This window comes from Pseudomonas fragi (assembly GCF_900105835.1).
GTDB classification, from domain to species: domain Bacteria; phylum Pseudomonadota; class Gammaproteobacteria; order Pseudomonadales; family Pseudomonadaceae; genus Aquipseudomonas; species Aquipseudomonas fragi.
In genome coordinates, this window is the sequence record NZ_LT629783.1 from 1,533,578 (window position 1) to 1,556,880 (window position 23,303).

Annotated in this window: 17 protein-coding genes, 3 rRNA genes and 2 pseudogenes; 9 read left to right on the plus strand and 13 right to left on the minus strand. The window is 57.1% G+C overall.

Annotation, left to right across the window (positions count from 1 at the left end):
• Window positions 1-121: 121 nt before the first annotated feature.
• The 6 genes from BLU25_RS07005 to BLU25_RS07030 all read right to left on the minus strand — a co-directional run bounded on the left by BLU25_RS07005 (window position 122) and on the right by BLU25_RS07030 (window position 4,294).
• Window positions 122-976: an alpha/beta hydrolase gene (locus tag BLU25_RS07005; RefSeq protein WP_016781677.1), complete on the minus strand. Its 855-nt coding sequence runs from the start codon at window positions 974-976 to the stop codon at window positions 122-124.
• Window positions 977-988: 12 nt separating this feature from the next.
• Window positions 989-1,789, minus strand: coding sequence for an alpha/beta fold hydrolase (locus BLU25_RS07010; RefSeq protein WP_016781678.1), 801 nt, complete (start codon window positions 1,787-1,789; stop codon window positions 989-991).
• A 112-nt stretch (window positions 1,790-1,901) separates the two neighbouring features.
• Window positions 1,902-2,345 carry a hotdog fold thioesterase gene (locus tag BLU25_RS07015; RefSeq protein ID WP_016781679.1) on the minus strand — a complete coding sequence of 148 codons (444 nt, stop codon included), beginning with the start codon at window positions 2,343-2,345 and terminating at the stop codon, window positions 1,902-1,904.
• A gap of 126 nt (window positions 2,346-2,471) precedes the next feature.
• A complete protein-coding gene (gene sixA, locus BLU25_RS07020; RefSeq protein ID WP_016781680.1) occupies window positions 2,472-2,921 on the minus strand; it encodes a phosphohistidine phosphatase SixA in 450 nt (149 codons plus the stop codon).
• Window positions 2,918-3,250 (minus strand): DUF4389 domain-containing protein, encoded by a 333-nt coding sequence (locus tag BLU25_RS07025; RefSeq protein ID WP_016781681.1) that lies wholly within the window; start codon window positions 3,248-3,250, stop codon window positions 2,918-2,920. The genes sixA and BLU25_RS07025 overlap by 4 nt, the downstream gene beginning before the upstream one ends.
• Window positions 3,251-3,268: 18 nt before the next feature.
• Complete coding sequence (locus BLU25_RS07030) at window positions 3,269-4,294, minus strand: NAD(P)H-dependent glycerol-3-phosphate dehydrogenase (protein WP_016781682.1); 1,026 nt, start codon at window positions 4,292-4,294, stop codon at window positions 3,269-3,271.
• A 240-nt stretch (window positions 4,295-4,534) separates the two neighbouring features.
• Between BLU25_RS07030 and BLU25_RS07035 the strand changes: the two genes are divergently transcribed.
• From BLU25_RS07035 to BLU25_RS07055, 5 genes are all read left to right on the plus strand, one after another.
• Window positions 4,535-6,433, plus strand: a complete 1,899-nt coding sequence (locus BLU25_RS07035; RefSeq protein ID WP_016781683.1) for a response regulator — start codon at window positions 4,535-4,537, stop codon at window positions 6,431-6,433.
• Window positions 6,434-6,681: 248 nt separating this feature from the next.
• Complete coding sequence (fabA, locus tag BLU25_RS07040) at window positions 6,682-7,197, plus strand: 3-hydroxyacyl-[acyl-carrier-protein] dehydratase FabA (protein ID WP_003210552.1); 516 nt, start codon at window positions 6,682-6,684, stop codon at window positions 7,195-7,197.
• An 11-nt stretch (window positions 7,198-7,208) separates the two neighbouring features.
• The gene (fabB, locus tag BLU25_RS07045; protein ID WP_016781684.1) at window positions 7,209-8,429 is read left to right on the plus strand and encodes a beta-ketoacyl-ACP synthase I; all 1,221 of its coding nucleotides are present in this window, start codon (window positions 7,209-7,211) and stop codon (window positions 8,427-8,429) included.
• Between the two features lie 127 nt (window positions 8,430-8,556).
• Window positions 8,557-8,973, plus strand: a complete 417-nt coding sequence (locus tag BLU25_RS07050) for an OsmC family protein (protein WP_016781685.1) — start codon at window positions 8,557-8,559, stop codon at window positions 8,971-8,973.
• Window positions 8,974-9,037: 64 nt separating this feature from the next.
• Window positions 9,038-9,898 carry a pirin family protein gene (locus BLU25_RS07055; protein ID WP_016781686.1) on the plus strand — a complete coding sequence of 287 codons (861 nt, stop codon included), beginning with the start codon at window positions 9,038-9,040 and terminating at the stop codon, window positions 9,896-9,898.
• A gap of 10 nt (window positions 9,899-9,908) precedes the next feature.
• Here BLU25_RS07055 and BLU25_RS07060 read toward each other — a convergent pair whose 3' ends face one another.
• Window positions 9,909-11,228 (minus strand): Na+/H+ antiporter family protein, encoded by a 1,320-nt coding sequence (locus BLU25_RS07060; RefSeq protein WP_029611514.1) that lies wholly within the window; start codon window positions 11,226-11,228, stop codon window positions 9,909-9,911.
• Between the two features lie 536 nt (window positions 11,229-11,764).
• On the opposite strand from BLU25_RS07060, the pseudogene BLU25_RS23910 reads away from it, so the two are divergent.
• Window positions 11,765-12,787: pseudogene (locus BLU25_RS23910) on the plus strand (methyl-accepting chemotaxis protein); the annotation flags it as partial.
• Between the two features lie 393 nt (window positions 12,788-13,180).
• Window positions 13,181-13,693, plus strand: a pseudogene (locus BLU25_RS23915) (methyl-accepting chemotaxis protein); the annotation flags it as partial.
• A 20-nt stretch (window positions 13,694-13,713) separates the two neighbouring features.
• Here the strand turns inward: BLU25_RS23915 and BLU25_RS07070 are convergent.
• The 3 genes from BLU25_RS07070 to BLU25_RS07080 are packed head-to-tail and all read right to left on the minus strand — an operon-like array spanning window position 13,714 to window position 16,027.
• A complete protein-coding gene (locus BLU25_RS07070; protein ID WP_029611515.1) occupies window positions 13,714-15,048 on the minus strand; it encodes an ATP-binding protein in 1,335 nt (444 codons plus the stop codon).
• Window positions 15,045-15,713 carry a response regulator transcription factor gene (locus BLU25_RS07075; protein ID WP_016781690.1) on the minus strand — a complete coding sequence of 223 codons (669 nt, stop codon included), beginning with the start codon at window positions 15,711-15,713 and terminating at the stop codon, window positions 15,045-15,047. Before BLU25_RS07075 ends, BLU25_RS07070 begins: the two co-directional genes overlap by 4 nt.
• Window positions 15,713-16,027 (minus strand): PepSY domain-containing protein, encoded by a 315-nt coding sequence (locus BLU25_RS07080; protein ID WP_016781691.1) that lies wholly within the window; start codon window positions 16,025-16,027, stop codon window positions 15,713-15,715. Before BLU25_RS07080 ends, BLU25_RS07075 begins: the two co-directional genes overlap by 1 nt.
• 196 nt (window positions 16,028-16,223) lie before the next feature.
• On the opposite strand from BLU25_RS07080, the gene queD reads away from it, so the two are divergent.
• Window positions 16,224-16,580, plus strand: a complete 357-nt coding sequence (gene queD / locus BLU25_RS07085; protein WP_016781692.1) for a 6-carboxytetrahydropterin synthase QueD — start codon at window positions 16,224-16,226, stop codon at window positions 16,578-16,580.
• Window positions 16,581-16,736: 156 nt separating this feature from the next.
• Here queD and rrf read toward each other — a convergent pair.
• From rrf to BLU25_RS07100, 3 genes are all read right to left on the minus strand, one after another.
• Window positions 16,737-16,852 (minus strand): 5S ribosomal RNA (gene rrf, locus BLU25_RS07090).
• Window positions 16,853-16,998: 146 nt separating this feature from the next.
• Window positions 16,999-19,892, minus strand: a 23S ribosomal RNA gene (locus BLU25_RS07095).
• 323 nt (window positions 19,893-20,215) lie between these two features.
• Window positions 20,216-21,752, minus strand: a 16S ribosomal RNA gene (locus BLU25_RS07100).
• Together the 16S, 23S and 5S rRNA genes form the textbook arrangement of a ribosomal RNA operon.
• Before the next feature lie 602 nt (window positions 21,753-22,354).
• Between BLU25_RS07100 and rhtA the strand changes: the two genes are divergently transcribed.
• Window positions 22,355-23,272, plus strand: a complete 918-nt coding sequence (rhtA, locus tag BLU25_RS07110; RefSeq protein ID WP_016782392.1) for a threonine/homoserine exporter RhtA — start codon at window positions 22,355-22,357, stop codon at window positions 23,270-23,272.
• Window positions 23,273-23,303: the final 31 nt, after the last annotated feature.

Sequence of the window (23,303 nt, forward strand, 5' to 3'; positions counted from 1 at the left end):
GTGTGGCTCAGCATCCTCACGATAGAGACCGGGTGGCCTTTCGGGGTCGCAGCGGTGTAGAGATCTATCATGGTTGTCTCCCATTTCAACCCGCCAAGCCTCGACAGTTGCCAGCCGCAAGTCAAGGAACAGCGAAGAACCGATTGAAACAGTCTGCAACAAGGATCGCCCCTGCTTCGTCATTCAGGTGCAAATGATGGCCACCCGGCAGCCGTTCCAGCTTGAAGGGTAGTCGATCCAGCAGTTCGGGGTGACTGGCCAGCATGCCCTGCTCTGCCACCACCAGGGTTGTCGGGCAGCTTACCCGGCGAATGAAGGACATGGCCTGTTCGTCACTCAGGCGCAAGGCGGTGGGTAACGTCAACCGGCTGTCACTGCGCCAGCTGTAGCCACCGGGCACCGGCATCAGCCCGCGCTGGGCCAGCAACTCGGCGGCCTCTCGGCTGACGGCCACCAGACCTTTCATTCGCGCTTCAACCGCTCGGTCGAGGGTGGGATGCACCGACTTGCGCTTGTGCTCCAGGTCGAGTTGCGCCTGCAGGGCCTGGCCCATTCGCTCGGCGGCGTCGCCTTCGGGGCCGCTGCGCGCCACGATACCGTCAATCAACGCCATGCGGGTTATGCGGTGCGGGAACGACCCGGCAATCACCACCGAGACAATCGCCCCCAGCGAATGCCCCAACAACGCAAATTGTTTCCAGCCCAGTTGCTCGGCCACCCGCAGCACATCAAAGGCGTAGTCCGCCAAGGCATAGCCGGCACCGCGCGGGCGGTGATCGGAGTGGCCATGCCCGGCCAGGTCCAGCGCCACGATGCGCAAGCCCTTGAGCCGGGGTGCCAGCCGGGCAAAGCTGTTGGCGTTGTCCAGCCAGCCATGCAGGGCAATCACGGGCAGGCCGTCTTCGGGGCCAAAAATATGGGCCGCCAGCTCGATATGGGGCAGGCTCAGACGAATTTCTTCAACCACAGGGCTCATGCAAAGTGCTCGTTAATGGCCAGGATGACGCAGCTCCCAGCGGGCAAATATCTGTTTGAGCAGGCTGGCGGTGTCCTGCGGTTGCTCCAGCGGGAACATGTGCCCGCCCGGCACACTCAGCGCCTCGCCGTTGGGCATGCGCGCAACGGCCCTGGCATGATGGCTCATGACCACACGACTGTCGCGCCCACGCACCACGGTCAAGGGCACCTGCAGCTTGAAGGCCTGCCCCGGGCTGGTGTGCGGCACGCTGCGGTAGATATCGATCTCGGTGGCCGGGTCAAAGCTCAGGCGCAAGCGCTCATTGACCGGCTGCAAACCGTGCTGCAGATAGGCTTCGAAGCAATCTGGGTCAAAGCTGCGAAACAGCGTCTTGCCTGAAAAATACGCACGGGCGGCTTCAAGGTCGGCAAATTCAGCACGCCGCCCCAAGGTTCGACCTGCCGGGGTCAGACGGTCGATCAGGCCAAATCGCTTGGCCGCACGAATCACCCACTGGTCGGTACGGGTCAGCACCGGTGAGTCCAGCATGACCACGCCCCGGTAAAGGTGCGGGCAGCGAATGGCCGCATGCAGGTGCAACATCCCGCCCAGGGAGTGCCCCACACCCAACACCGGTTCGTCTTGTTGTTGCAGATGAAAAATCAGCTCATCGACCAGGTTGTGCCAATTGTTGTCCACCGGATAACGGGGGTCATGCCCATGCTGTGCCAAGTGAGCCACGCGGTAATCCGGGGCCAGGGCACTGAACAACTTCGTGTAGGTGGCCGAGGGGAAGCCATTGGCATGGGCGAAAAAAATCTGCCGAGTCATACAAGGCGTCCAGAAAGAGGTGATACGCCGTATTGTCTGTAGGAAGAATCACCATATCAATGACCGTATGCGCCATGAGTGACGACGATACGGCCATTAGCTGGCCGTTTGATCACCGCAGTGGCGGTGTTTCACCCAGGGGCACAACGGCGATGGTCAGGCGGGAAATGCAGTTGATTTTGCCGTTGTCATCACTCAGGCGGATATCCCAGACATGGGTGGTGCGGCCAATATGGACGGGGCGCGCCACTGCACTGACCCTGCCGCTGCGCACGCCACGCAGGTGATTGGCATTGACCTCAAGGCCCACGCAATAGAATTTTGTCGTGTCGATACACATAAAGCTGGCCATCGAACCCAGGGTTTCGGCCAGTACCACCGATGCGCCGCCATGCAGCAAACCGAAAGGCTGATGGGTGCGATGGTCGACCACCATGCTCGCGGTAATCGAGTTGTCGTCAAACGCATCGAACGTGATATCCAGCACATCGCAAATAGTGTTTTTGCGCATTTCATTCAGGCGTGCCAGATCAGGCAGGGTCGTCCACAGGCTCATGGGCTCATTCCTTGGTCAGTGAGGGTGGGTGGCGGGCAGTTCGAGCAGCAGCGCTGGCGTCAAAATGCAATTGATCCACCCCCAACTATCTTTCACTACGGCTGCACTGTGCAACCGTTGCCGTGATCAGGCGTGATACACGCCAAGCAAGGTCATGCTGCCGGCCAGTGGCCACTCACCTTCCAGCTCCGCCAGGCTGGCCGTCTGCATGGGCTGCGGCTGACGCGTATGACCATGCTGCAACAGGCTGATCAGTTCACCCACAAACGGCTGATGGCTGACCAGCAACACATTGCCTGTGTCCGGGAGTTTCCCCACGGCGTCCCTGGGGTCGCTTTCAGGGGTCAGCCAGGGCACGGTAACCAGGTCAGGGGTAAAGCCCAGAGCCTTGCGCACCAGTTCGGCGGTTTGCCGGGCGCGCACATAAGGGCTGACCAGAATGCTGTCCAGCGGCTGGCCGATCAACCGGGCAGCACTGTGCAGCACCTGCTCGCGACCGTAGGCCGTCAGCTCGCGCTCGGCATCACGGCGGGCATGGGGCTCGGCTTCGCCATGTCGCAGGATCCAGATCTTCATGGCGTGGTCCCGTCACCCTTGGCGCCCTGCCCGTAAGGCGTTTCACCTTCAGGCGCACGCGGGGCTGGCCAGTCGGCAAACGGCCAGGGTTTTTGCTCAGTGTGAAAGCTGCCGAAACGACCGATCTGCGCCAGATACAGGCTCAAGCTGTCACCAAAGTTCATCAGGCCACCGTTGGGCGCGCCGTACACCACACGGTAAACCAGCTGCACCAGCACCAGCCCGCCGAGTACCAGTTGCGCGACCTGCCACACCAGCAGGAAAACCAGCATCCACAGCACGCGCAAAACCAGCGACTCGTACTTGGGGGCGTTATTCGTGTCGTTCATCTACTGCTCCTGTCGTGCTCAGTTAAAACCGCTGGTGGAGATAAAATCGACATCCGTTTTAGGCTCGCCACGCATCAACTGCCCGATCACCTGCTCCAGGGTGTAGCCCTCGAACAGAATCGCATGCAGGCCGGCCACCAACGGCATGTAAACATTCAGTTCCTGTGCCTTGGCCTTGAGCACCTTGAGCGTGTTGACGCCTTCAGCCACTTCGCCCAGGCGGGTCACGGCGTCTTCCAGGCTCAGCCCCTGGCCCAGCGCAAAGCCGACCTGATAGTTGCGGCTTTTGGGAGATGAGCAGGTGACGATCAAGTCGCCTACTCCTGCCAGGCCCAGGAAGGTCATGGGGTTGGCGCCCTGGCTGACGGCAAAGCGGGTCATTTCTGCCAGGGCACGGGTAATCAGCATGCTCTTGGTGTTCTCCCCCATGCCCAGTGCCACGGCCATGCCGGCAATGATGGCGTAAACGTTTTTCAACGCCCCGCCCAGTTCAACACCAAAGCGGTCGGCACTGGCGTAAACCCGAAAGGTGCGACCATGCAGCGCGGCCTGTACACGGGTGCAAAGCTCTTCATCGGCGCTGGCGACCACGGTGGCGGTCAAGGCATGCTCGGCCACTTCACGCGCCAGGTTGGGCCCGGACAGCACACCGATACGTGCCTGCGGGGCGATTTCTTCAAGGATTTCACTCATCAGCTTGAAACTGTGGGCCTCAATCCCCTTGGTCAGGCTGACCAGCATCTTGCCGCGCAAACGCTCGGCGTGCGGCGCTAGCACGCTGCGCAGGGCACTGGACGGCAAGGCCACGAAACACAGCTCACAGGCCTCAAGCGTAGCCTGCAGGTCGGTCACCGGCTCCACCCCCGGGTGGATCTTGATGCCTTTAAGGTAACGAGGGTTTTCACGATTAAGGCGAATGGCCTCGGCTTGCTCGGGGTCGCGCATCCACTGATGCACACGATGACCGTTTTCTGCCAGCAAGTTGGCCACGGCGGTGCCAAAGCTTCCGCCTCCCAAGACCGCAATAGCGTGCTGTTCAGTCATATGCAATCCCGTTTTCCATCTAGCAGTGGCAATACCGGCATTATACGGAGCACATCCCCCCTGGCGTATAGAGAGCTTTGCCTGAAAAAGTGCAAGACCTCGGTTAACATGCCGCTCTGGTTCTCACATTCAAGAGGCAGCTTTGCTGCACTTCAAAATGAACGACAACAGGTCAAGGATGACAACTGACAGGGGCCACGCCTGCGCTGGCCGGCAACCCACTGCAGGAGCCGGATGCCCATGATGGCCCGCAGTCGGTGGGATATTCACACCCGCACCCAGATGATGAGCCTGGGCCCGGCCTTGTTGTTGACCTTGCTGTTGATCAGCTTTTTTACCTTTGTCCGCATCCAGGACTTGCGTCAGGAACTCAAGCACACCGGCCAGTTGATCGCCAACCAGTTGGCACCCGCCACCGAATACGGGGTCATGACGGGCAACACCCCTGTGCTGGAAACCCTGATCAACGCCTCACTGAATATTCCCCACGTCCAGTTTGTACAGGTACAGAACCGCGGCAACGAGGTACTGGCACACGCCGAGCACCCGGCTCCAGGCCCTGATCAAGGCACACAGGTTGAAGTGTTCCAGGCTCCGGTGAGGCTGCAGAAAAGCCCTTCGGGGGATTATTTCCTGCTCAGCAATAGCCAGGCAGCCGCGCCCGCTGAAGACTACCTGGGCCGGGTCCTGGTAGGCATGTCCGGCGAAGCGTTCAGCACGCGCCAGCAAGAAATCCTGCTCAAGGCGGTCATCCTCGCGCTGTTTGCCCTGGGCTTCACCTACCTGCTGGCCAGGCGCCTGGCAGCCAACCTGTCCCGCCCCATCAGCGATATGAGCAAGGCGGTCAAGGCCATCCAGCAGGGCGACTACACAAGACCCTTGCCGGTGGTTGACGATGGCGAACTGGGCAGCCTGGCCCTGCACATCAACAATCTGGCCGCAGGCCTTGAGCAGGCCAGCCGCGAGCAGCAATCCGCAATTGCCCAATTGATCCAGGCCCGCGAGGAAGCGGAGCGGGCCAACCGCGCCAAGACCGATTTTCTGGCCATGATGAGCCACGAACTGCGCACGCCCATGAACGGCGTATTAGGCATGCTGCAACTGCTGGAAACCACCCGGATGACCGAAGAACAGGCCGAGTATGCCGCGCTTGCGTCGGAGTCCACCGAGCACTTGCTCAAGGTGATCAACGATATCCTCGACTTCTCGCGCATTGAACGTTCCGCCCTGGAACTGGAGCACATCCCTTTCAACCTCGCCGAACTGGTCAGCAACTGCGCCCAGGCGTTCCAGCACAATGCCGCGCAGCGCGGCCTGCATTTGCAACTGACTATCCCGGACGGCTTGCAGGACTTGCCGGCACTGGGCGACCCGACGCGAATCCGGCAAATCCTGGTTAACCTGATCGGCAATGCCTTGAAGTTCACCGAGCATGGCCAGGTCAGTATCGAGCCGCAGTGGCAGCGCCTGGATCATCAATTGATCTGGTTCAGCTGTGCTGTGCGCGACAGCGGTATCGGCATCAGCAGCGAAAAGCTCGATTCCATGTTCACCGCGTTCCAGCAAGCCGACAGCTCGATTTCTCGGCGCTATGGCGGTACCGGCCTGGGGCTGCCCATCGCGCGTACACTGGCCGAGCGCATGGGCGGCACGCTGCACGCCCTGAGCGAGGAAGCCCAGGGCTCGGTATTCACCCTGGAAATCCCCCTGGAACTGCATCAGCCCGTCATGCTCGGCCTGAAACCGCAGCAAACCGCAGAAACCAGCTGTGCCCCCGGGCGCAAAGTGCTGCTGGTGGAAGACAATCAGGTCAATCAGACGGTCATCGAAGCCATGCTGACCAGCCTGGGCTACGAGGTGAGCCTGGTCAGTGATGGCGCCCAGGCCATTCATTTCGCCAACACCGAGCGCTTTGCTGCGATCCTGATGGACTGCCGGCTGCCGATCATCAACGGCTACGAAGCCACCCGACAAATCCGCCAACTCCCCGGTTGCCGGGCCCTGCCCATCATTGCCCTGACCGCCAATGCGCTGCAGGGCGACCGGGAGACCTGCCTGCAGGCCGGAATGAACGATTACCTTGCCAAGCCGTTCAAACGCGCTGACCTGGAACAAATTCTGCAGCGCTGGGTCCAGTAACTTATGGCTAAAAGGCCACCTGCGACTGGCGTTAAAGACAAAAGTGCGGCAGTCTTAGGCACCCGAATGGGCCACTGAACCGGCCCGATTTAAATTTTCAGTGCACAAGTGTACATTCTTGTCCTTTGCGCTGTGACTTTCACTACAACGCAATAGTCTATGTGTAGGCTGGCGAACTGAAACACCTGTGTTTCAGTTGGTCGGGAAGATTTGCCCCACCCGCCGCATGGGATTATTGAGGAGCTCGCATGACCAAACAAAACGCCTTTACTCGGGAAGATCTGCTGCGCTGTAGCCGCGGCGAACTGTTCGGCCCGGGTAACGCGCAACTGCCCGCCCCTAACATGCTGATGGTGGATCGCATCACCCATATCAGTGAAGAGGGTGGCAAGTACGGCAAAGGTGAATTGGTCGCCGAGCTGGATATCACCCCGGACCTGTGGTTCTTCGCCTGCCATTTCGAAGGCGACCCGGTGATGCCGGGCTGCCTGGGCCTCGACGCCATGTGGCAGCTGGTCGGCTTCTACCTGGGCTGGCAAGGCCTGCCGGGCCGCGGTCGCGCCCTGGGTTCGGGCGAAGTGAAATTCTTTGGCCAGGTCTTGCCGACCGCCAAAAAAGTCACTTACAACATTCAAATCAAGCGCGTCCTCAAGGGCAAGCTGAACCTGGCCATTGCCGATGGTTCGGTCACTGTCGACGGTCGCGAGATTTATACTGCCGAAGGCCTTCGGGTCGGCGTATTTACTTCCACTGACAACTTTTAAGGGTTATCCGCATGCGCCGCGTCGTTATCACTGGTCTGGGCATCGTTTCGTGCCTGGGCAATGACAAAGAGACCGTCTCCGCTAACCTGCGTGCAAGTCGCCCTGGCATCCGATTCAACCCGGAATATGCCGAAATGGGTCTGCGTAGCCAGGTTTCCGGCTCCATTGACCTGCCTCTCGAAGAGCTGATCGATCGCAAGATCTATCGCTTCGTCGGCCACGCAGCGGCTTACGCCTACCTGGCCATGAAAGACGCCATCACTGATTCGGGCCTGACCGAGGAGCAAGTCTCCAACCCGCGTACCGGTCTGATTGCCGGCTCCGGCGGCGCGTCGACCCTGAACCAGATGGAAGCGCTGGACATCCTGCGTGAAAAAGGCGTCAAGCGCGTTGGCCCGTACCGCGTTACGCGGACCATGGGTAGCACCGTTTCTGCCTGCCTGGCCACTCCCTTCAAGATCAAGGGTGTGAACTACTCGATCTCCTCTGCCTGCGCTACCAGTGCTCACTGCATCGGTACTGCCGTCGAGCAGATCCAGCTGGGCAAGCAGGACATCGTCTTTGCCGGCGGCGGCGAAGAAGAACACTGGAGCCAGTCGTTCCTGTTCGACGCCATGGGCGCCCTGTCCACTCAATACAACGACACGCCTGAAAAAGCGTCCCGTGCTTACGACAAAAACCGTGATGGCTTCGTCATCGCTGGCGGCGGCGGCATGGTGGTGGTTGAAGAGCTGGAACACGCCCTGGCCCGTGGCGCCAAGATCTACGCCGAAATCGTCGGCTACGGCGCGACGTCCGACGGCTACGACATGGTTGCCCCAAGCGGCGAAGGCGCCATCCGCTGCATGCAGATGGCAATGTCCACCGTTGACGGCCCGATCGACTACCTGAACACCCACGGCACCTCCACTCCGGTCGGCGACGTCAAGGAAATGGAAGGCGTTCGCGCGGTATTCGGCGACAAGGCCCCGGCCATCAGCTCGACCAAAAGCCTGTCGGGTCACTCCCTGGGCGCCGCAGGCGTTCACGAAGCGATCTACTGCCTGCTGATGATGGAAGGCAACTTCATCGCCGGTTCGGCCAACATCGAGGAACTGGACCCGACTGTCGCTGACATGCCGATCCTGACCAAGACCCGCGAGAACGTCACGCTCAACAACGTGATGAGCAACAGCTTCGGCTTCGGTGGCACCAATGCCACCCTGGTCCTGAAGCGCTGGGCCGGCAAATAAGCCACCCGCTCGCGAAATAAAAAATGCCCCGACTGGTTCGGGGCATTTTTTTGCCTGATGGAACGTACACGCCCCGGCATGCTCTATAAAGATCAGGACGTTTAATCACTCCACGCTGAGGTTTGCCATGACTGTTACCGTTAATACCGTGTCACACGAAGGTTTTCGTCACAGCATCAAGATCGACGACTACGAAGTGTTCACCGATCTGCCCAAAACAATGGGCGGCGAAAGCTCTGCCCCCTCCCCCCATGACTATTTCGATGCCGCCCTGGGTGCCTGTAAGGCACTGACGCTCAAGCTCTATGCGCAAAGAAAGGAGATCCCGCTGACCGGGGTCACGGTCGAAGTCAAACACGACGCCAGCGAAGAGCTGAAAGGCAAATACGCCCTGCACGTCAAACTGACCCTCAAGGGCGTGCTGACCGACGCCCAGCGCGAGGAACTGCACAATGTGGCCGACAAGTGCCCGGTGCATAAACTGATGACCACCGCTGAGGTCACCATCGAAACCCACCTGTCTGAAGGCGCTTTCAGCCAGTAAGCCGCAACCGTGCAGGAGCAGCGTTGGGTTATGCTCAACGCTTCTCCATTGCCGGAAACGCCCCATGCCTACCCTGACCGTGATTCGCCCGCGCGCCGAGGATGTCGAAGGCCAACCGATCCTGCGTCCCCTGCCGTCGGCCAAATGCCGCAGTGTCGGGCCATTTGTGTTTTTCGACCACATGCTGCTGACGCACTACCCACCCGGTAAGGGGATGAATATCCGACAGCACCCGCATATTGGCCTGTCGACCCTGACCTATTTGTTTGAAGGCCAGATCCAGCACAAGGACAGCCTGGGCTCGGATCAATTGGTAGGCCCCGGCGATGTCAGCTGGATGACTGCCGGGGCGGCCATTGCCCATATCGAACGCACGCCCTCTGCCCTGCTGGCGCACGGCTCTAACCTGCACGGCCTGCAAGTGTGGCTGGCATCACCCAAAACCCACGAGCAAGGCGCAAGCCACTACAGCCATCACCCTGCCAGCAGCCTGCCCGTCAGTGAAAACCTGGGGGTGCGGATTCGCCTGATCGCCGGAAGCGGTTTTTGCCTGACTTCACCGGTGCCGGTGCTCACGCCTACCCTGTATGCCGATGTGCATATGCAAACAGCCACCACGCTGCTGATCCCGGCCGAACACCCGGAGCGCGCGCTGTATGTACTGGAAGGTGACGTGCAACTGGATGGCCAGCCACTGGAGCCCCACAGCCTTGTGCTGCTGGAAGCAGGCGAAGAGATGACCCTGAGCGCCGATAGCGACTGCCACCTGGTCCTGATCGGCGGTGCGCCGCTGGATGGCCCGCGGCGCATGAACTGGAACTTCGTCGCCAGCAACCCGGCCCTGATCGAACAGGCCAGAGCGCGCTGGGCGGCTGGCGACTGGCCGACCGTTCCCGGAGAAATCGGCCGGATTGAACTGCCTTGAAGCCCGGGCCTTACAACACCATCGCCGCTACCCAGCCAAAGGCCAGCAGTGGCAGGTTGTAATGCAGGAAGGTGGGCACCACGGTGTCCCAGATATGGTGATGCTGACCGTCAATGTTCAAACCGGAAGTCGGGCCCAGGGTCGAGTCCGACGCTGGCGAACCGGCATCACCCAGGGCGCCCGCCGTACCAACGATGCACACAATCGCCATTGGGCTGAAGCCCAACTGCACGCACAGCGGCACAAAAATCGCCGCCAGGATCGGCACGGTGGAAAACGAAGAACCGATACCCATGGTCACCAGCAAGCCCACCAGCAGCATCAGCAGCGCGCCCACGCCCTTGCTGTGGTTGATCCAGCCGGCAGAGGCCTCCACCAGCGACTTGACCTCTCCCGTGGCTTTAAGCACCTCGGCAAAGCCCGAAGCGGCAATCATGATAAAGCCAATCATGGCCATCATTTTCATGCCTTCGGTAAACAGATCGTCGGTCTCGCGCCAGCGCACGATCCCCGACGCCGAAAAAATCAGGAAGCCGGCGAGCGCACCGATAATCATCGAGCCCAACCACAGCTGAATGATAAACGCCGCGGCAATCGCCACACCGGCCACCAGCAGGGTGCGCGGGTTATAGCTGATGGCAACCTGCTCAACCTGCTCGATTTTGCCCAGGTCATACTCGCGCTTTTTGCGGTAGCTGATAAACACCGCCACCAACAAACCAAACAGCATGCCCAGTGCCGGGATGGCCATCGCATGGGTCACATTGACAGCGCTGATATCCACGCCACTTTTGCTGACGTTGGCGAGCAGGATCTGGTTAAGGAAGATATTGCCAAAACCCACCGGCAAGAACATGTACGGCGTGATCAAACCGAAGGTCATGACACAGGCGATCAGGCGCCGGTCGATTTTCAGCTTGGTCAGCACATACAACAGCGGCGGTACCAGCAGCGGGATAAAAGCGATGTGGATCGGCAGAATATTCTGCGAAGAAATCGCCACCACCAGCAGCAAGGCGATCAACAACCACTTGACCCGATTGCCACCCACGGCCTGCTGCTTGTTGACCATGCGCAGCGCTTTGTCGGCCATGGCATGGGCCAGTCCCGACTTGGCAATGGCTACCGCGAAAGCGCCCAGCATCGCGTAGGACAACGCAACCTGAGCACCACCACCCAGCCCGCCATTAAACGCACTGAGCGTCGCCTCAATACCCAGCCCGCCGACAAGGCCACCCACAAGGGCACCCACAATCAGTGCGATAACCACATGCACACGGGACAAACTGAGCACCAGCATGATGCCGACCGCGGCAATTACTGCATTCATCATTACAACCTCATAGCGCGCACCACGATAAAAACACCGTAAAGCGGAAAATTTCGGGCAAAAGAAGACTGTTCCAATCGCAGGATCTGGAAAGGTGGACATATTTGGGGGCGCACACTTTGCAGCACCATCAGCGCCTTGTCAAAGCGCATGCCAAAGGCCACTGGACAATCCGCTTGAAACAGCCTTAACCCTAGTATTTAAGGGGCTAAATCGATTTTTCAAAGCCCGGGTAAAACGCTAAAAACTACGGTTTTTGCGTAAAGAAAACTCATTTGCGGCCGCTAACAGACAAAGCCTCTTTTTAGGATGTCTCCATGTCGCTCAGACAGCTTTCCATCCAATGGAAAATCACCCTTCTCGCCGGACTCAGCCTGCTGGGTGTAGTCACCTTGCTGGTGGGGCTTTCGCTCTATCGCATGGACCACACCGCCGACCTGGTGGAGGCATCCAGCTCGCAAATGCTCAATGAGGCGGCACAGGCCCGCATTGAAGCGCAGGGTGAAGCCCAGGCACTGGCAATCAGCCGCCAGTTTATGGACGCCTACCAGTACGGCAATGGCTTCGCCCGACAAGTCCTGTTTTTGCGCGAGCAATCGGAAAAACGCTTTCTGGATGCCTTCGACCTGCGTGAAGATCTGACCCGCCAAGTCAAGGCCGCGCTGCAGGCCAACCCTGACCTGCTGGGGTTATCGCTGGTATTCGAAGCCAACGCGCTGGATGGCAAGGATCAGTTGTTCGACCATCAAAAAGAACTGGGCAGCAACGACAAGGGCCGCTTTGCCCTGTACTGGTCACAACCGACACCCGGAAAGCTGACCTCGATGGCCCTGCCCGAATCGGATATGTCCGACACCAGCACCGGCCCCAGCGGCCAGGCCAATAACGCCTGGTTCACCTGCCCGCGCACCACGCTTAAGCCGTGCATTATCGAACCGTATTTCTACGAGATCGACGGGCAAAACGTGTTGCTGACCAGCATCGTTTTCCCGCTGACGGTCAATGGCAAAGTCATTGCCTCGCTGTCGGTGGATATCAACCTCAACAGCTTGCAAGCCCTTAGCCTGCAAGCCAGTCAGAAACTGTACAACGGCGAAACCCGGGTGGGCATTATCAGTTCGGCCGGAATCCTGGCCGGTTTCAGCGCCGATGCCGGCAAACTTGCCCAGCGCCTTGATCAGGTCGATGCCAAAGACGGTGCCGAACTGACCCGCCTCATGAGCAGTGGCGACCAGGCCCAAAGCATCCGTAGCGAGCAGCGCTTGAAAGTGCTCACGCCTTTCCTGCCGATCCCGGGCAGCAAGCCTTGGGGGGTATTGCTCGATGTACCCGAAAAAGTACTGGTGGGGCCGGCCCAGGCACTGCAGGCCGAACTGGACGAACGCAACAAGGCCGGGGCCCTGGTTGAGCTGGCCTGGGGTTCGCTCGCCGCCATAATCGGCCTGTTGCTGGTGTGGCTGCTGGCGCGCAGCGTGACGCGGCCGATCCTCGGCGTGGCCCATATGCTGGAAGATATTGCCAGCGGTGAAGGTGACCTGACCCGTCGCCTGGCCTACGACAAAAAAGACGAACTGGGGCAACTGGCCAGTTGGTTCAACCGCTTTCTCGACAAGCTGCAACCCACCATCGCCGAGGTCAAGCGCTCGGTGCAGGATGCCCGCAGCACCGCCGACCAATCAGCGGCCATTGCCACCCAGACCAGTGCCGGGATGGAGCAGCAATACCGTCAGGTCGACCAGGCCGCCACCGCTTCCCATGAGATGAGTGCCACTGCACAGGATGTGGCACGCAGCGCAGCACAAGCCGCCCAGGCCGCCCGGGATGCCGACCAGGCCACACGCCAGGGCTTGACCATCATCGACCGCACCACCACCAGCATCGACCATCTGGCCGCCGACATGAGCGTGGCCATGACCCAGGTTGAAGGGCTGGCGGCCAACAGCGAGAAAATCGGCTCGGTGCTGGAGGTCATTCGTGCAATCGCCGAACAGACCAACCTCCTCGCCCTGAATGCGGCGATCGAAGCGGCGCGCGCAGGCGAAGCCGGGCGCGGTTTTGCCGTGGTCGCTGATGAGGTGCGCAACCTGGCACGCCGCACCCAGGAGTCGGTCGAAGAAACCCGCCAGGTCATTGAGCAGCTGCAAGTGGGCACCCAGGAAGTGGTGAACTCCATGAGCAACAGCCATCGCCAGGCACAGGGCAGCGTCGAGCAAGTCGAACAAGCGGTCACGGCCTTGCAGCAAATCGGTGATGCGGTGACCGTAATCACCGACATGAACCTGCAAATTGCCAGTGCCGCAGAAGAACAGAGCGCCGTGGCCGAAGAGATCAACAGCAACGTTGCCACTATTCGCGATGTCACCGAGTCATTGTCCGAGCAAGCCAATGAATCGGCGCGGGTCAGCCAGTCACTGAACGCGCTGGCCAACCAGCAGCAAAAACTGATGGATCAGTTCCGCGTCTGACCTGAGCGGCGATGACGGCATTACGCCGTCGTCGCCTTTTGCGCACGCCCTGGAAGCTTGATTCTTACAAGCAGCCCGCCCAACGCCCCTGTTTCAAGCTGCATCTGCCCTCCCCAGGCCTCGACGATATCTCGCACAATCCCCAAACCCAGGCCGTGGCCGCTGGTTTGCTCATCCAGACGGGTGCCGCGGCTGAACACCTGATCACGCTCGCCTTCAGGAATGCCCGGGCCATCGTCCTGCACCTCAATCACATACCCTTGCGGGGTTTGGCACAGGCTCAGCTCTACCTGGGCATCGGCCCATTTGCAGGCGTTATCCAGCAGGTTGCCGAGCAACTCGAGCATGTCCTCGCGATCCCAGGGCAGCAGCAGGCCCGGCGCAACGCTGTGCGTCAGTTGCAGATGCTCGCCGTGGATCATCCCCAGGGTCGACAGCAGCCCCGGCAACTCTGCATCCGCATCGAATTGCGCACCCGGCAAGGCATCACCTGCCAGGCGCGCACGGTTGAGCTCGCGGCTCATGCGTTGCTGTATCTGCTCCAACTGCTCACGCAATGTGGTTTGTATCTGGGGATAACCAGCAAGCCGCGGATCGTTGGCCAGGCTGATCAACACCGCTAACGGCGTTTTTAGTGCATGCCCCAGGTTACCCAGCGCATTGCGCGAGCGTTTGAGGTTGTCTTCGGTGTGAGCCAGCAAATGGTTTATCTGCGTCACCAGCGGCTCAAGCTCAATGGGCACCCGGGCATCCAGCTGCGAACGTTGCCCAGACTGAAGTTGAGAGATTTGTTGGCGCGCCCTTTCCAATGGGCGCAGGGCACGGCGGACAGTGACACGCTGCAGCAGCAAAATCACGATCAGGGCCAAAACCCCCATGCCGAGGCCGATCCGCTGCACTTGACGGAAGCTTTCGCGTATTGGCGTGTAGTCCTGAGCTACAGTGATCGAGACCGCCTGGCCAAGGCGCTGATAGTCGCTGCGCAAGACCAGCAGCATCTGCCCTTCCGGGCCAGGTTGTAACTCACGGCTCAAGCCCGGCTGATCGGGGCGCGGCAATTGAGCGTCCCACAGCGAGCGTGAACGCCAGTGAGTATCACCGAATTCAATACTGAAATAGTGCCCCGAAAAAGGCCGTTGATAGGCCGGTGACAAACGCCGCTCATCCAGCTGCAAGCCCCGGGGGCCGCGGCTCAAGGCAATCAGCAGGTTTTCGCTGTCATTTTGCAGGCCTGACTCCAGATAACGTTGAAGGCCATTTTCAAACAACCAGAGACTGACCTGCCCTACCACCAGGCCGGCAATCAAAAGCACACTGACCAAACCCAGGCTCAAACGCCTCTGAATGGATCTCACTGGCTGGCAGCGCCGAAAATATACCCCTGGCCACGCCGGGTTTCGATCACGCTGCGGCCAAGCTTGCGACGCAGATGATTGACATGAACCTCAAGCACATTGGAGTCGCGCTCGGTCTCGCCGTCATAGAGATGCTCTGCCAAGTGGCTTTTGGAGAGGATCTGCTGCGGGTGCAGCATAAAGTAGCGCAGGAGACGAAACTCGGCCGCGGTCAATTGCACCTGCGCGCCATCGTTGACCACACACTGACGCGCCTCATCCAGATGCAGCCCAGCGCACTTCAATAAAGGTTGGTTCGCCTGCCCGTGAGAGCGGCGCAACAGCGCCTGAACCCGCAACAACAACTCTTCAGGATGAAAGGGCTTGGTTAAATAATCATCGGCACCGGCTTTAAGGCCATCGATGCGTTCCGACCAGGAGCTGCGGGCAGTCAGAATCAATACCGGTGTGGCCAGCCCCTGGGTCCGCCATTGCTTGAGGACGTCAAGCCCCGATATGCCGGGCAAACCCAGGTCAAGAATAATCAGGTCATAGGGCTCACTTTGCCCCTGATACAACGCGTCACGGCCATCGGCCAACCAATCGAGCGCATAGCCCGAACGGGTCAAGCTGGCCATTAGCTCGTCGGCCAACGGAACATGATCTTCAACCAGCAACAACCGCATTAATCATCTACCTCATCTTTGAGCAACTGCCCATTACTGGCGTTCAGCTTGATCTCGCGCACAACGCCACCTGGCGTCAGCAGCTCGAACTCATAAACATAAACGTCGTCGTCCTCCTCCAGCTCCACCTCCAGTAGCTTTGCGCCCGGATGGCGCTCGAGGGCTTTTTGCAGCAATTTCTCCATCGGCTGGATAAGCCCTTGCTCACGCAAACGCAGGGCCTCGTCTTGCCCCAGGTCCCGGGCCAAGGCCAAAGAACAAACAGCACAGAGCAATACCACGACACATCCGCCCATTCTCAGGCTCACTGTCATCACTTGCCTCTATGGCCTCCACTCAACGTCATTTGTGCGATAGCAAAAGCCTGCAGCATAACGCCACTGGCTTAAGTGAAACTGAATAGCCCCGCGCAGCCGGGAGGTATGCACCTGCACCCGGCGTTAGCTGTTAAACTGCAGCCCTGTATTTATCGCTCTGGCGATAGTCACTTCTTCAAGAGCTATAAATATTGTGGAAATTTTCAAAGAGTTTACCTTCGAATCCGCACACCGCCTGCCTTTCGTGCCTGAAGGTCACAAATGCGGCCGCCTGCATGGTCACTCATTCAAAGTGGCCATTCATTTAAGCGGCGATATCGACCCTGCCACTGGCTGGATCCGGGACTTTTCGGAAATCAAGGCGATTTTCAAGCCGCTCTATGAGCAGCTTGATCATAATTACCTGAACGATATCCCTGGCCTGGAAAACCCAACCAGCGAAGTGTTGGCCAAGTGGATTTGGCAGCAGCTTAAACCTCTGCTTCCTGAACTGTCGGCGATACGCATTCATGAAACCTGCACCAGTGGCTGTATCTACTACGGTGACTGAATCGCAGGCTAAAAAAAACCACCTTGCGAGGTGGTTTTTTTTGCTCTGGAAAAAGCATGGTAAGCGGCAAATTGAGCACTGAACGTGCCTAAACTTTTCTCGACGCAAAAAACAAACCCCCTGTCTGCGTTAGCAGACAGGGGGTTTGGAATTTAATCTTGACGATGACCTACTCTCACATGGGGAAACCCCACACTACCATCGGCGATGCATCGTTTCACTACTGAGTTCGGGATGGGATCAGGTGGTTCCAATGCTCTATGGTCGTCAAGAAATTCGGTAGCCAGGTCGTTTGCCTTACGGCGCACGCTCCAGCGAATGGGTATGTAATAGTTGGTGTTTTGTGAACCGCAAACTTTCGGTTTGTATCGTCTTCACACACCGCAACTTGCTTCTAAGCAAATTGCTTGGGTGTTATATGGTCAAGCCTCACGGGCAATTAGTATTGGTTAGCTCAACGCCTCACAGCGCTTACACACCCAACCTATCAACGTCGTAGTCTTCGACGGCCCTTTAGGGAACTCAAGGTTCCAGTGAGATCTCATCTTGAGGCAAGTTTCCCGCTTAGATGCTTTCAGCGGTTATCTTTCCCGAACATAGCTACCCGGCAATGCCACTGGCGTGACAACCGGAACACCAGAGGTTCGTCCACTCCGGTCCTCTCGTACTAGGAGCAGCCCCTCTCAAATCTCAAACGTCCACGGCAGATAGGGACCGAACTGTCTCACGACGTTCTAAACCCAGCTCGCGTACCACTTTAAATGGCGAACAGCCATACCCTTGGGACCGGCTTCAGCCCCAGGATGTGATGAGCCGACATCGAGGTGCCAAACACCGCCGTCGATATGAACTCTTGGGCGGTATCAGCCTGTTATCCCCGGAGTACCTTTTATCCGTTGAGCGATGGCCCTTCCATACAGAACCACCGGATCACTAAGACCTACTTTCGTACCTGCTCGACGTGTCTGTCTCGCAGTCAAGCGCGCTTTTGCCTTTATACTCTACGACCGATTTCCGACCGGTCTGAGCGCACCTTCGTACTCCTCCGTTACTCTTTAGGAGGAGACCGCCCCAGTCAAACTACCCACCATACACTGTCCTCGATCCGGATAACGGACCTGAGTTAGAACCTCAAAGTTGCCAGGGTGGTATTTCAAGGTTGGCTCCACGCAAACTGGCGTTCACGCTTCAAAGCCTCCCACCTATCCTACACAAGCAAATTCAAAGTCCAGTGCAAAGCTATAGTAAAGGTTCACGGGGTCTTTCCGTCTAGCCGCGGATACACTGCATCTTCACAGCGATTTCAATTTCACTGAGTCTCGGGTGGAGACAGCGCCGCCATCGTTACGCCATTCGTGCAGGTCGGAACTTACCCGACAAGGAATTTCGCTACCTTAGGACCGTTATAGTTACGGCCGCCGTTTACCGGGGCTTCGATCAAGAGCTTCGCGTTAGCTAACCCCATCAATTAACCTTCCGGCACCGGGCAGGCGTCACACCCTATACGTCCACTTTCGTGTTTGCAGAGTGCTGTGTTTTTAATAAACAGTCGCAGCGGCCTGGTATCTTCGACCGACAGGGGCTTACGCAGTAAATGCTTCACCTCCATCGGCGCACCTTCTCCCGAAGTTACGGTGCCATTTTGCCTAGTTCCTTCACCCGAGTTCTCTCAAGCGCCTTGGTATTCTCTACCCAACCACCTGTGTCGGTTTGGGGTACGGTTCCTGGTTACCTGAAGCTTAGAAGCTTTTCTTGGAAGCATGGCATCAACCACTTCGTGTTCTAAAAGAACACTCGTCATCAGCTCTCGGCCTTAGAATCCCGGATTTACCTAAGATTCCAGCCTACCACCTTAAACTTGGACAACCAACGCCAAGCTGGCCTAGCCTTCTCCGTCCCTCCATCGCAATAACCAGAAGTACAGGAATATTAACCTGTTTTCCATCGACTACGCTTTTCAGCCTCGCCTTAGGGACCGACTAACCCTGCGTCGATTAACGTTGCGCAGGAAACCTTGGTCTTTCGGCGTGGGTGTTTTTCACACCCATTATCGTTACTCATGTCAGCATTCGCACTTCTGATACCTCCAGCAAGCTTCTCAACTCACCTTCACAGGCTTACAGAACGCTCCTCTACCGCATCATCCTAAGATGATACCCGTAGCTTCGGTGTATGGTTTGAGCCCCGTTAAATCTTCCGCGCAGGCCGACTCGACTAGTGAGCTATTACGCTTTCTTTAAAGGGTGGCTGCTTCTAAGCCAACCTCCTAGCTGTCTAAGCCTTCCCACATCGTTTCCCACTTAACCATAACTTTGGGACCTTAGCTGACGGTCTGGGTTGTTTCCCTTTTCACGACGGACGTTAGCACCCGCCGTGTGTCTCCCATGCTCGGCACTTGTAGGTATTCGGAGTTTGCATCGGTTTGGTAAGCCGGGATGGCCCCCTAGCCGAAACAGTGCTCTACCCCCTACAGTGATACATGAGGCGCTACCTAAATAGCTTTCGAGGAGAACCAGCTATCTCCGAGCTTGATTAGCCTTTCACTCCGATCCACAGGTCATCCGCTAACTTTTCAACGGTAGTCGGTTCGGTCCTCCAGTTAGTGTTACCCAACCTTCAACCTGCCCATGGATAGATCGCCCGGTTTCGGGTCTATTCCCAGCGACTAGACGCCCTATTAAGACTCGCTTTCGCTACGCCTCCCCTATTCGGTTAAGCTTGCCACTGAAAATAAGTCGCTGACCCATTATACAAAAGGTACGCAGTCACCCAACAAAGTGGGCTCCCACTGCTTGTACGCATACGGTTTCAGGATCTATTTCACTCCCCTCTCCGGGGTTCTTTTCGCCTTTCCCTCACGGTACTAGTTCACTATCGGTCAGTCAGTAGTATTTAGCCTTGGAGGATGGTCCCCCCATATTCAGACAAAGTTTCTCGTGCTCCGTCCTACTCGATTTCACTGCAAAGATGTTTTCGCGTACAGGGCTATCACCCACTATGGCCGCACTTTCCAGAGCGTTCCGCTAACATCAATACAGCTTAAGGGCTGGTCCCCGTTCGCTCGCCACTACTAAGGGAATCTCGGTTGATTTCTTTTCCTCAGGGTACTTAGATGTTTCAGTTCCCCTGGTTCGCTTCTTAAGCCTATGTATTCAGCTTAAGATACCTAACTTATGTTAGGTGGGTTCCCCCATTCAGACATCTCCGGATCAAAGTCTGTTTGCCGACTCCCCGAAGCTTTTCGCAGGCTACCACGTCTTTCATCGCCTCTGACTGCCAAGGCATCCACCGTATGCGCTTCTTCACTTGACCATATAACCCCAAGCAATCTGGTTATACTATGAAGACGACATTCGCCGAAAATTCGCCGCTCAATTAAGAGCAATCACAAATTTTACCTTAGCCTGAATAAACACCAGTGAAAGTGCTATCCAGTCTAACTTTCTATTACATACCCAAATTTTTAAAGAACGATCTAATCAAAAGATCAGAAATCAACATTCACCATCATCTGATGGAATGCTCATTTCTAAGCTTTACGACAGACAAACCGCAGATCAACTCTGCAGTTCTCGTCTTCTACAATGAATCAAGCAATTCGTGTGGGAACTTATGGAGCAGCTGATGTCGTCGATTAAGGAGGTGATCCAGCCGCAGGTTCCCCTACGGCTACCTTGTTACGACTTCACCCCAGTCATGAATCACACCGTGGTAACCGTCCTCCCGAAGGTTAGACTAGCTACTTCTGGTGCAACCCACTCCCATGGTGTGACGGGCGGTGTGTACAAGGCCCGGGAACGTATTCACCGTGACATTCTGATTCACGATTACTAGCGATTCCGACTTCACGCAGTCGAGTTGCAGACTGCGATCCGGACTACGATCGGTTTTATGAGATTAGCTCCACCTCGCGGCTTGGCAACCCTTTGTACCGACCATTGTAGCACGTGTGTAGCCCAGGCCGTAAGGGCCATGATGACTTGACGTCATCCCCACCTTCCTCCGGTTTGTCACCGGCAGTCTCCTTAGAGTGCCCACCATTACGTGCTGGTAACTAAGGACAAGGGTTGCGCTCGTTACGGGACTTAACCCAACATCTCACGACACGAGCTGACGACAGCCATGCAGCACCTGTCTCAATGTTCCCGAAGGCACCAATCCATCTCTGGAAAGTTCATTGGATGTCAAGGCCTGGTAAGGTTCTTCGCGTTGCTTCGAATTAAACCACATGCTCCACCGCTTGTGCGGGCCCCCGTCAATTCATTTGAGTTTTAACCTTGCGGCCGTACTCCCCAGGCGGTCAACTTAATGCGTTAGCTGCGCCACTAAGAGTTCAAGACTCCCAACGGCTAGTTGACATCGTTTACGGCGTGGACTACCAGGGTATCTAATCCTGTTTGCTCCCCACGCTTTCGCACCTCAGTGTCAGTATCAGTCCAGGTAGTCGCCTTCGCCACTGGTGTTCCTTCCTATATCTACGCATTTCACCGCTACACAGGAAATTCCACTACCCTCTACCATACTCTAGCTTGCCAGTTTTGGATGCAGTTCCCAGGTTGAGCCCGGGGATTTCACATTCAACTTAACAAACCACCTACGCGCGCTTTACGCCCAGTAATTCCGATTAACGCTTGCACCCTCTGTATTACCGCGGCTGCTGGCACAGAGTTAGCCGGTGCTTATTCTGTCGGTAACGTCAAGACACCAACGTATTAGGTTAATGCCCTTCCTCCCAACTTAAAGTGCTTTACAATCCGAAGACCTTCTTCACACACGCGGCATGGCTGGATCAGGCTTTCGCCCATTGTCCAATATTCCCCACTGCTGCCTCCCGTAGGAGTCTGGACCGTGTCTCAGTTCCAGTGTGACTGATCATCCTCTCAGACCAGTTACGGATCGTAGCCTTGGTGAGCCATTACCTCACCAACTAGCTAATCCGACCTAGGCTCATCTGATAGCGCAAGGCCCGAAGGTCCCCTGCTTTCTCCCGTAGGACGTATGCGGTATTAGCGTCCGTTTCCGAACGTTATCCCCCACTATCAGGCAGATTCCTAGGTATTACTCACCCGTCCGCCGCTCTCAAGAGAAGCAAGCTTCTCTCTACCGCTCGACTTGCATGTGTTAGGCCTGCCGCCAGCGTTCAATCTGAGCCATGATCAAACTCTTCAGTTCAAACATCTTTGGGTTTTTAAGAAACCCTAAACTTGGCTCAGCAATCGTTGGTTACATCTTTGATTTCTCGCGGAGTAACTTGTGATGCTGATAATCTTGTTGACTATCAGTCTGACTCCACAAGCACCCACACGAATTGCTTGATTCAATTGTTAAAGAGCGGTTGGTTTAGCTTTCGCTGAACCGAGGCGCGCATTCTACAGCAGCCTCTGTTGCTGTCAAGCGGTTATTTTAAGATGTTTTCAAAGTTTCCTCTGTAACATCAACCACTTGCGCTTTCGATCTCTCGTTAGCGGGAGGCGAATTCTACAGCGTTACACGCTGCTGTCAACACCTCATTTCCTGCTTCGATGACTTGAAGCTGGCACTGCCGAAAACCATCCAACTCATTGAAACTCAAGGAGTTTTCCATTTCGACTGCGCCGGAAGTGGGGCGAATTATAGACAGTTACACATGGGAGTCAAGGATTAATCAAAACTATCGTTCGAGAGGCCCCTATAGAGAGAAAAACCCCATGCAGTGCGCACTATATTGCACATGCGCCATTACTTAAGCATGATAGCGGCCTTTAGCCCCCCCCTACTCCCAGGCACACTTCTTAATGACAAAGCACCCCCATAGCCTCGTAGCGTCGCTATTCCCTGTTGGTTTGCTGCTGATTGCAATGGCCTCGATCCAATCAGGCGCATCGCTGGCGAAAAGCATGTTCCCGATCATTGGGGCCCAAGGCACTACCAGCCTGCGCCTGACATTCGCCAGTATCATCATGCTGCTGATTCTGCGCCCCTGGCGTGCCAAGCTCACCGCCAAGTCCTTGAAGACCGTCATCGTTTACGGGATTGCCCTGGGGGGAATGAATTTCCTCTTCTATATGTCACTGCGCAGTGTTCCTTTGGGTATCGCTGTGGCCCTGGAATTTACCGGGCCTCTGGCCGTCGCGATTTACACCTCGCGCCGCCCCATCGACTTTATCTGGATAGGCCTGGCCATCACCGGCCTGATGCTGCTCATCCCCACCGGTGAGAGTACTGACGGTATCGACCCGGTCGGCGCGGGTTACGCACTCAGTGCCGGGGTCTGCTGGGCGCTGTACATTCTCTACGGGCAACGGGCCGGAGCCGATAACGGCGTTCAGACAGCTGCTTTGGGCGTGATAATTGCAGCTTTATTCTTCGCACCTATCGGTATCTATCACGCAGGGGCCGCATTGCTGACCCCGGGCCTGATCCCGATAGCCATTGGCGTAGCCTTATTGTCTACGGCATTGCCCTACACGCTGGAGATGATTGCGCTGACACGGATGCCCACCCGCACATTCGGCACCCTTATGAGCATAGAGCCAGCCTTCGGGGCCCTGTCGGGGTTGTTGTTCTTGAATGAGATCCTGTCATTCACACAATGGATGGCAATCTCTTGCATCATCATGGCTTCGATCGGTGCGACCCTGACCATGCGCAACCACTCAACACCTGTTGTAGCAGACAAAAAGCCTGTTAATGGACACAGTTCTGGTAATTGACTCTCATTTAGGGGATGTTTGTCGCTTGTGA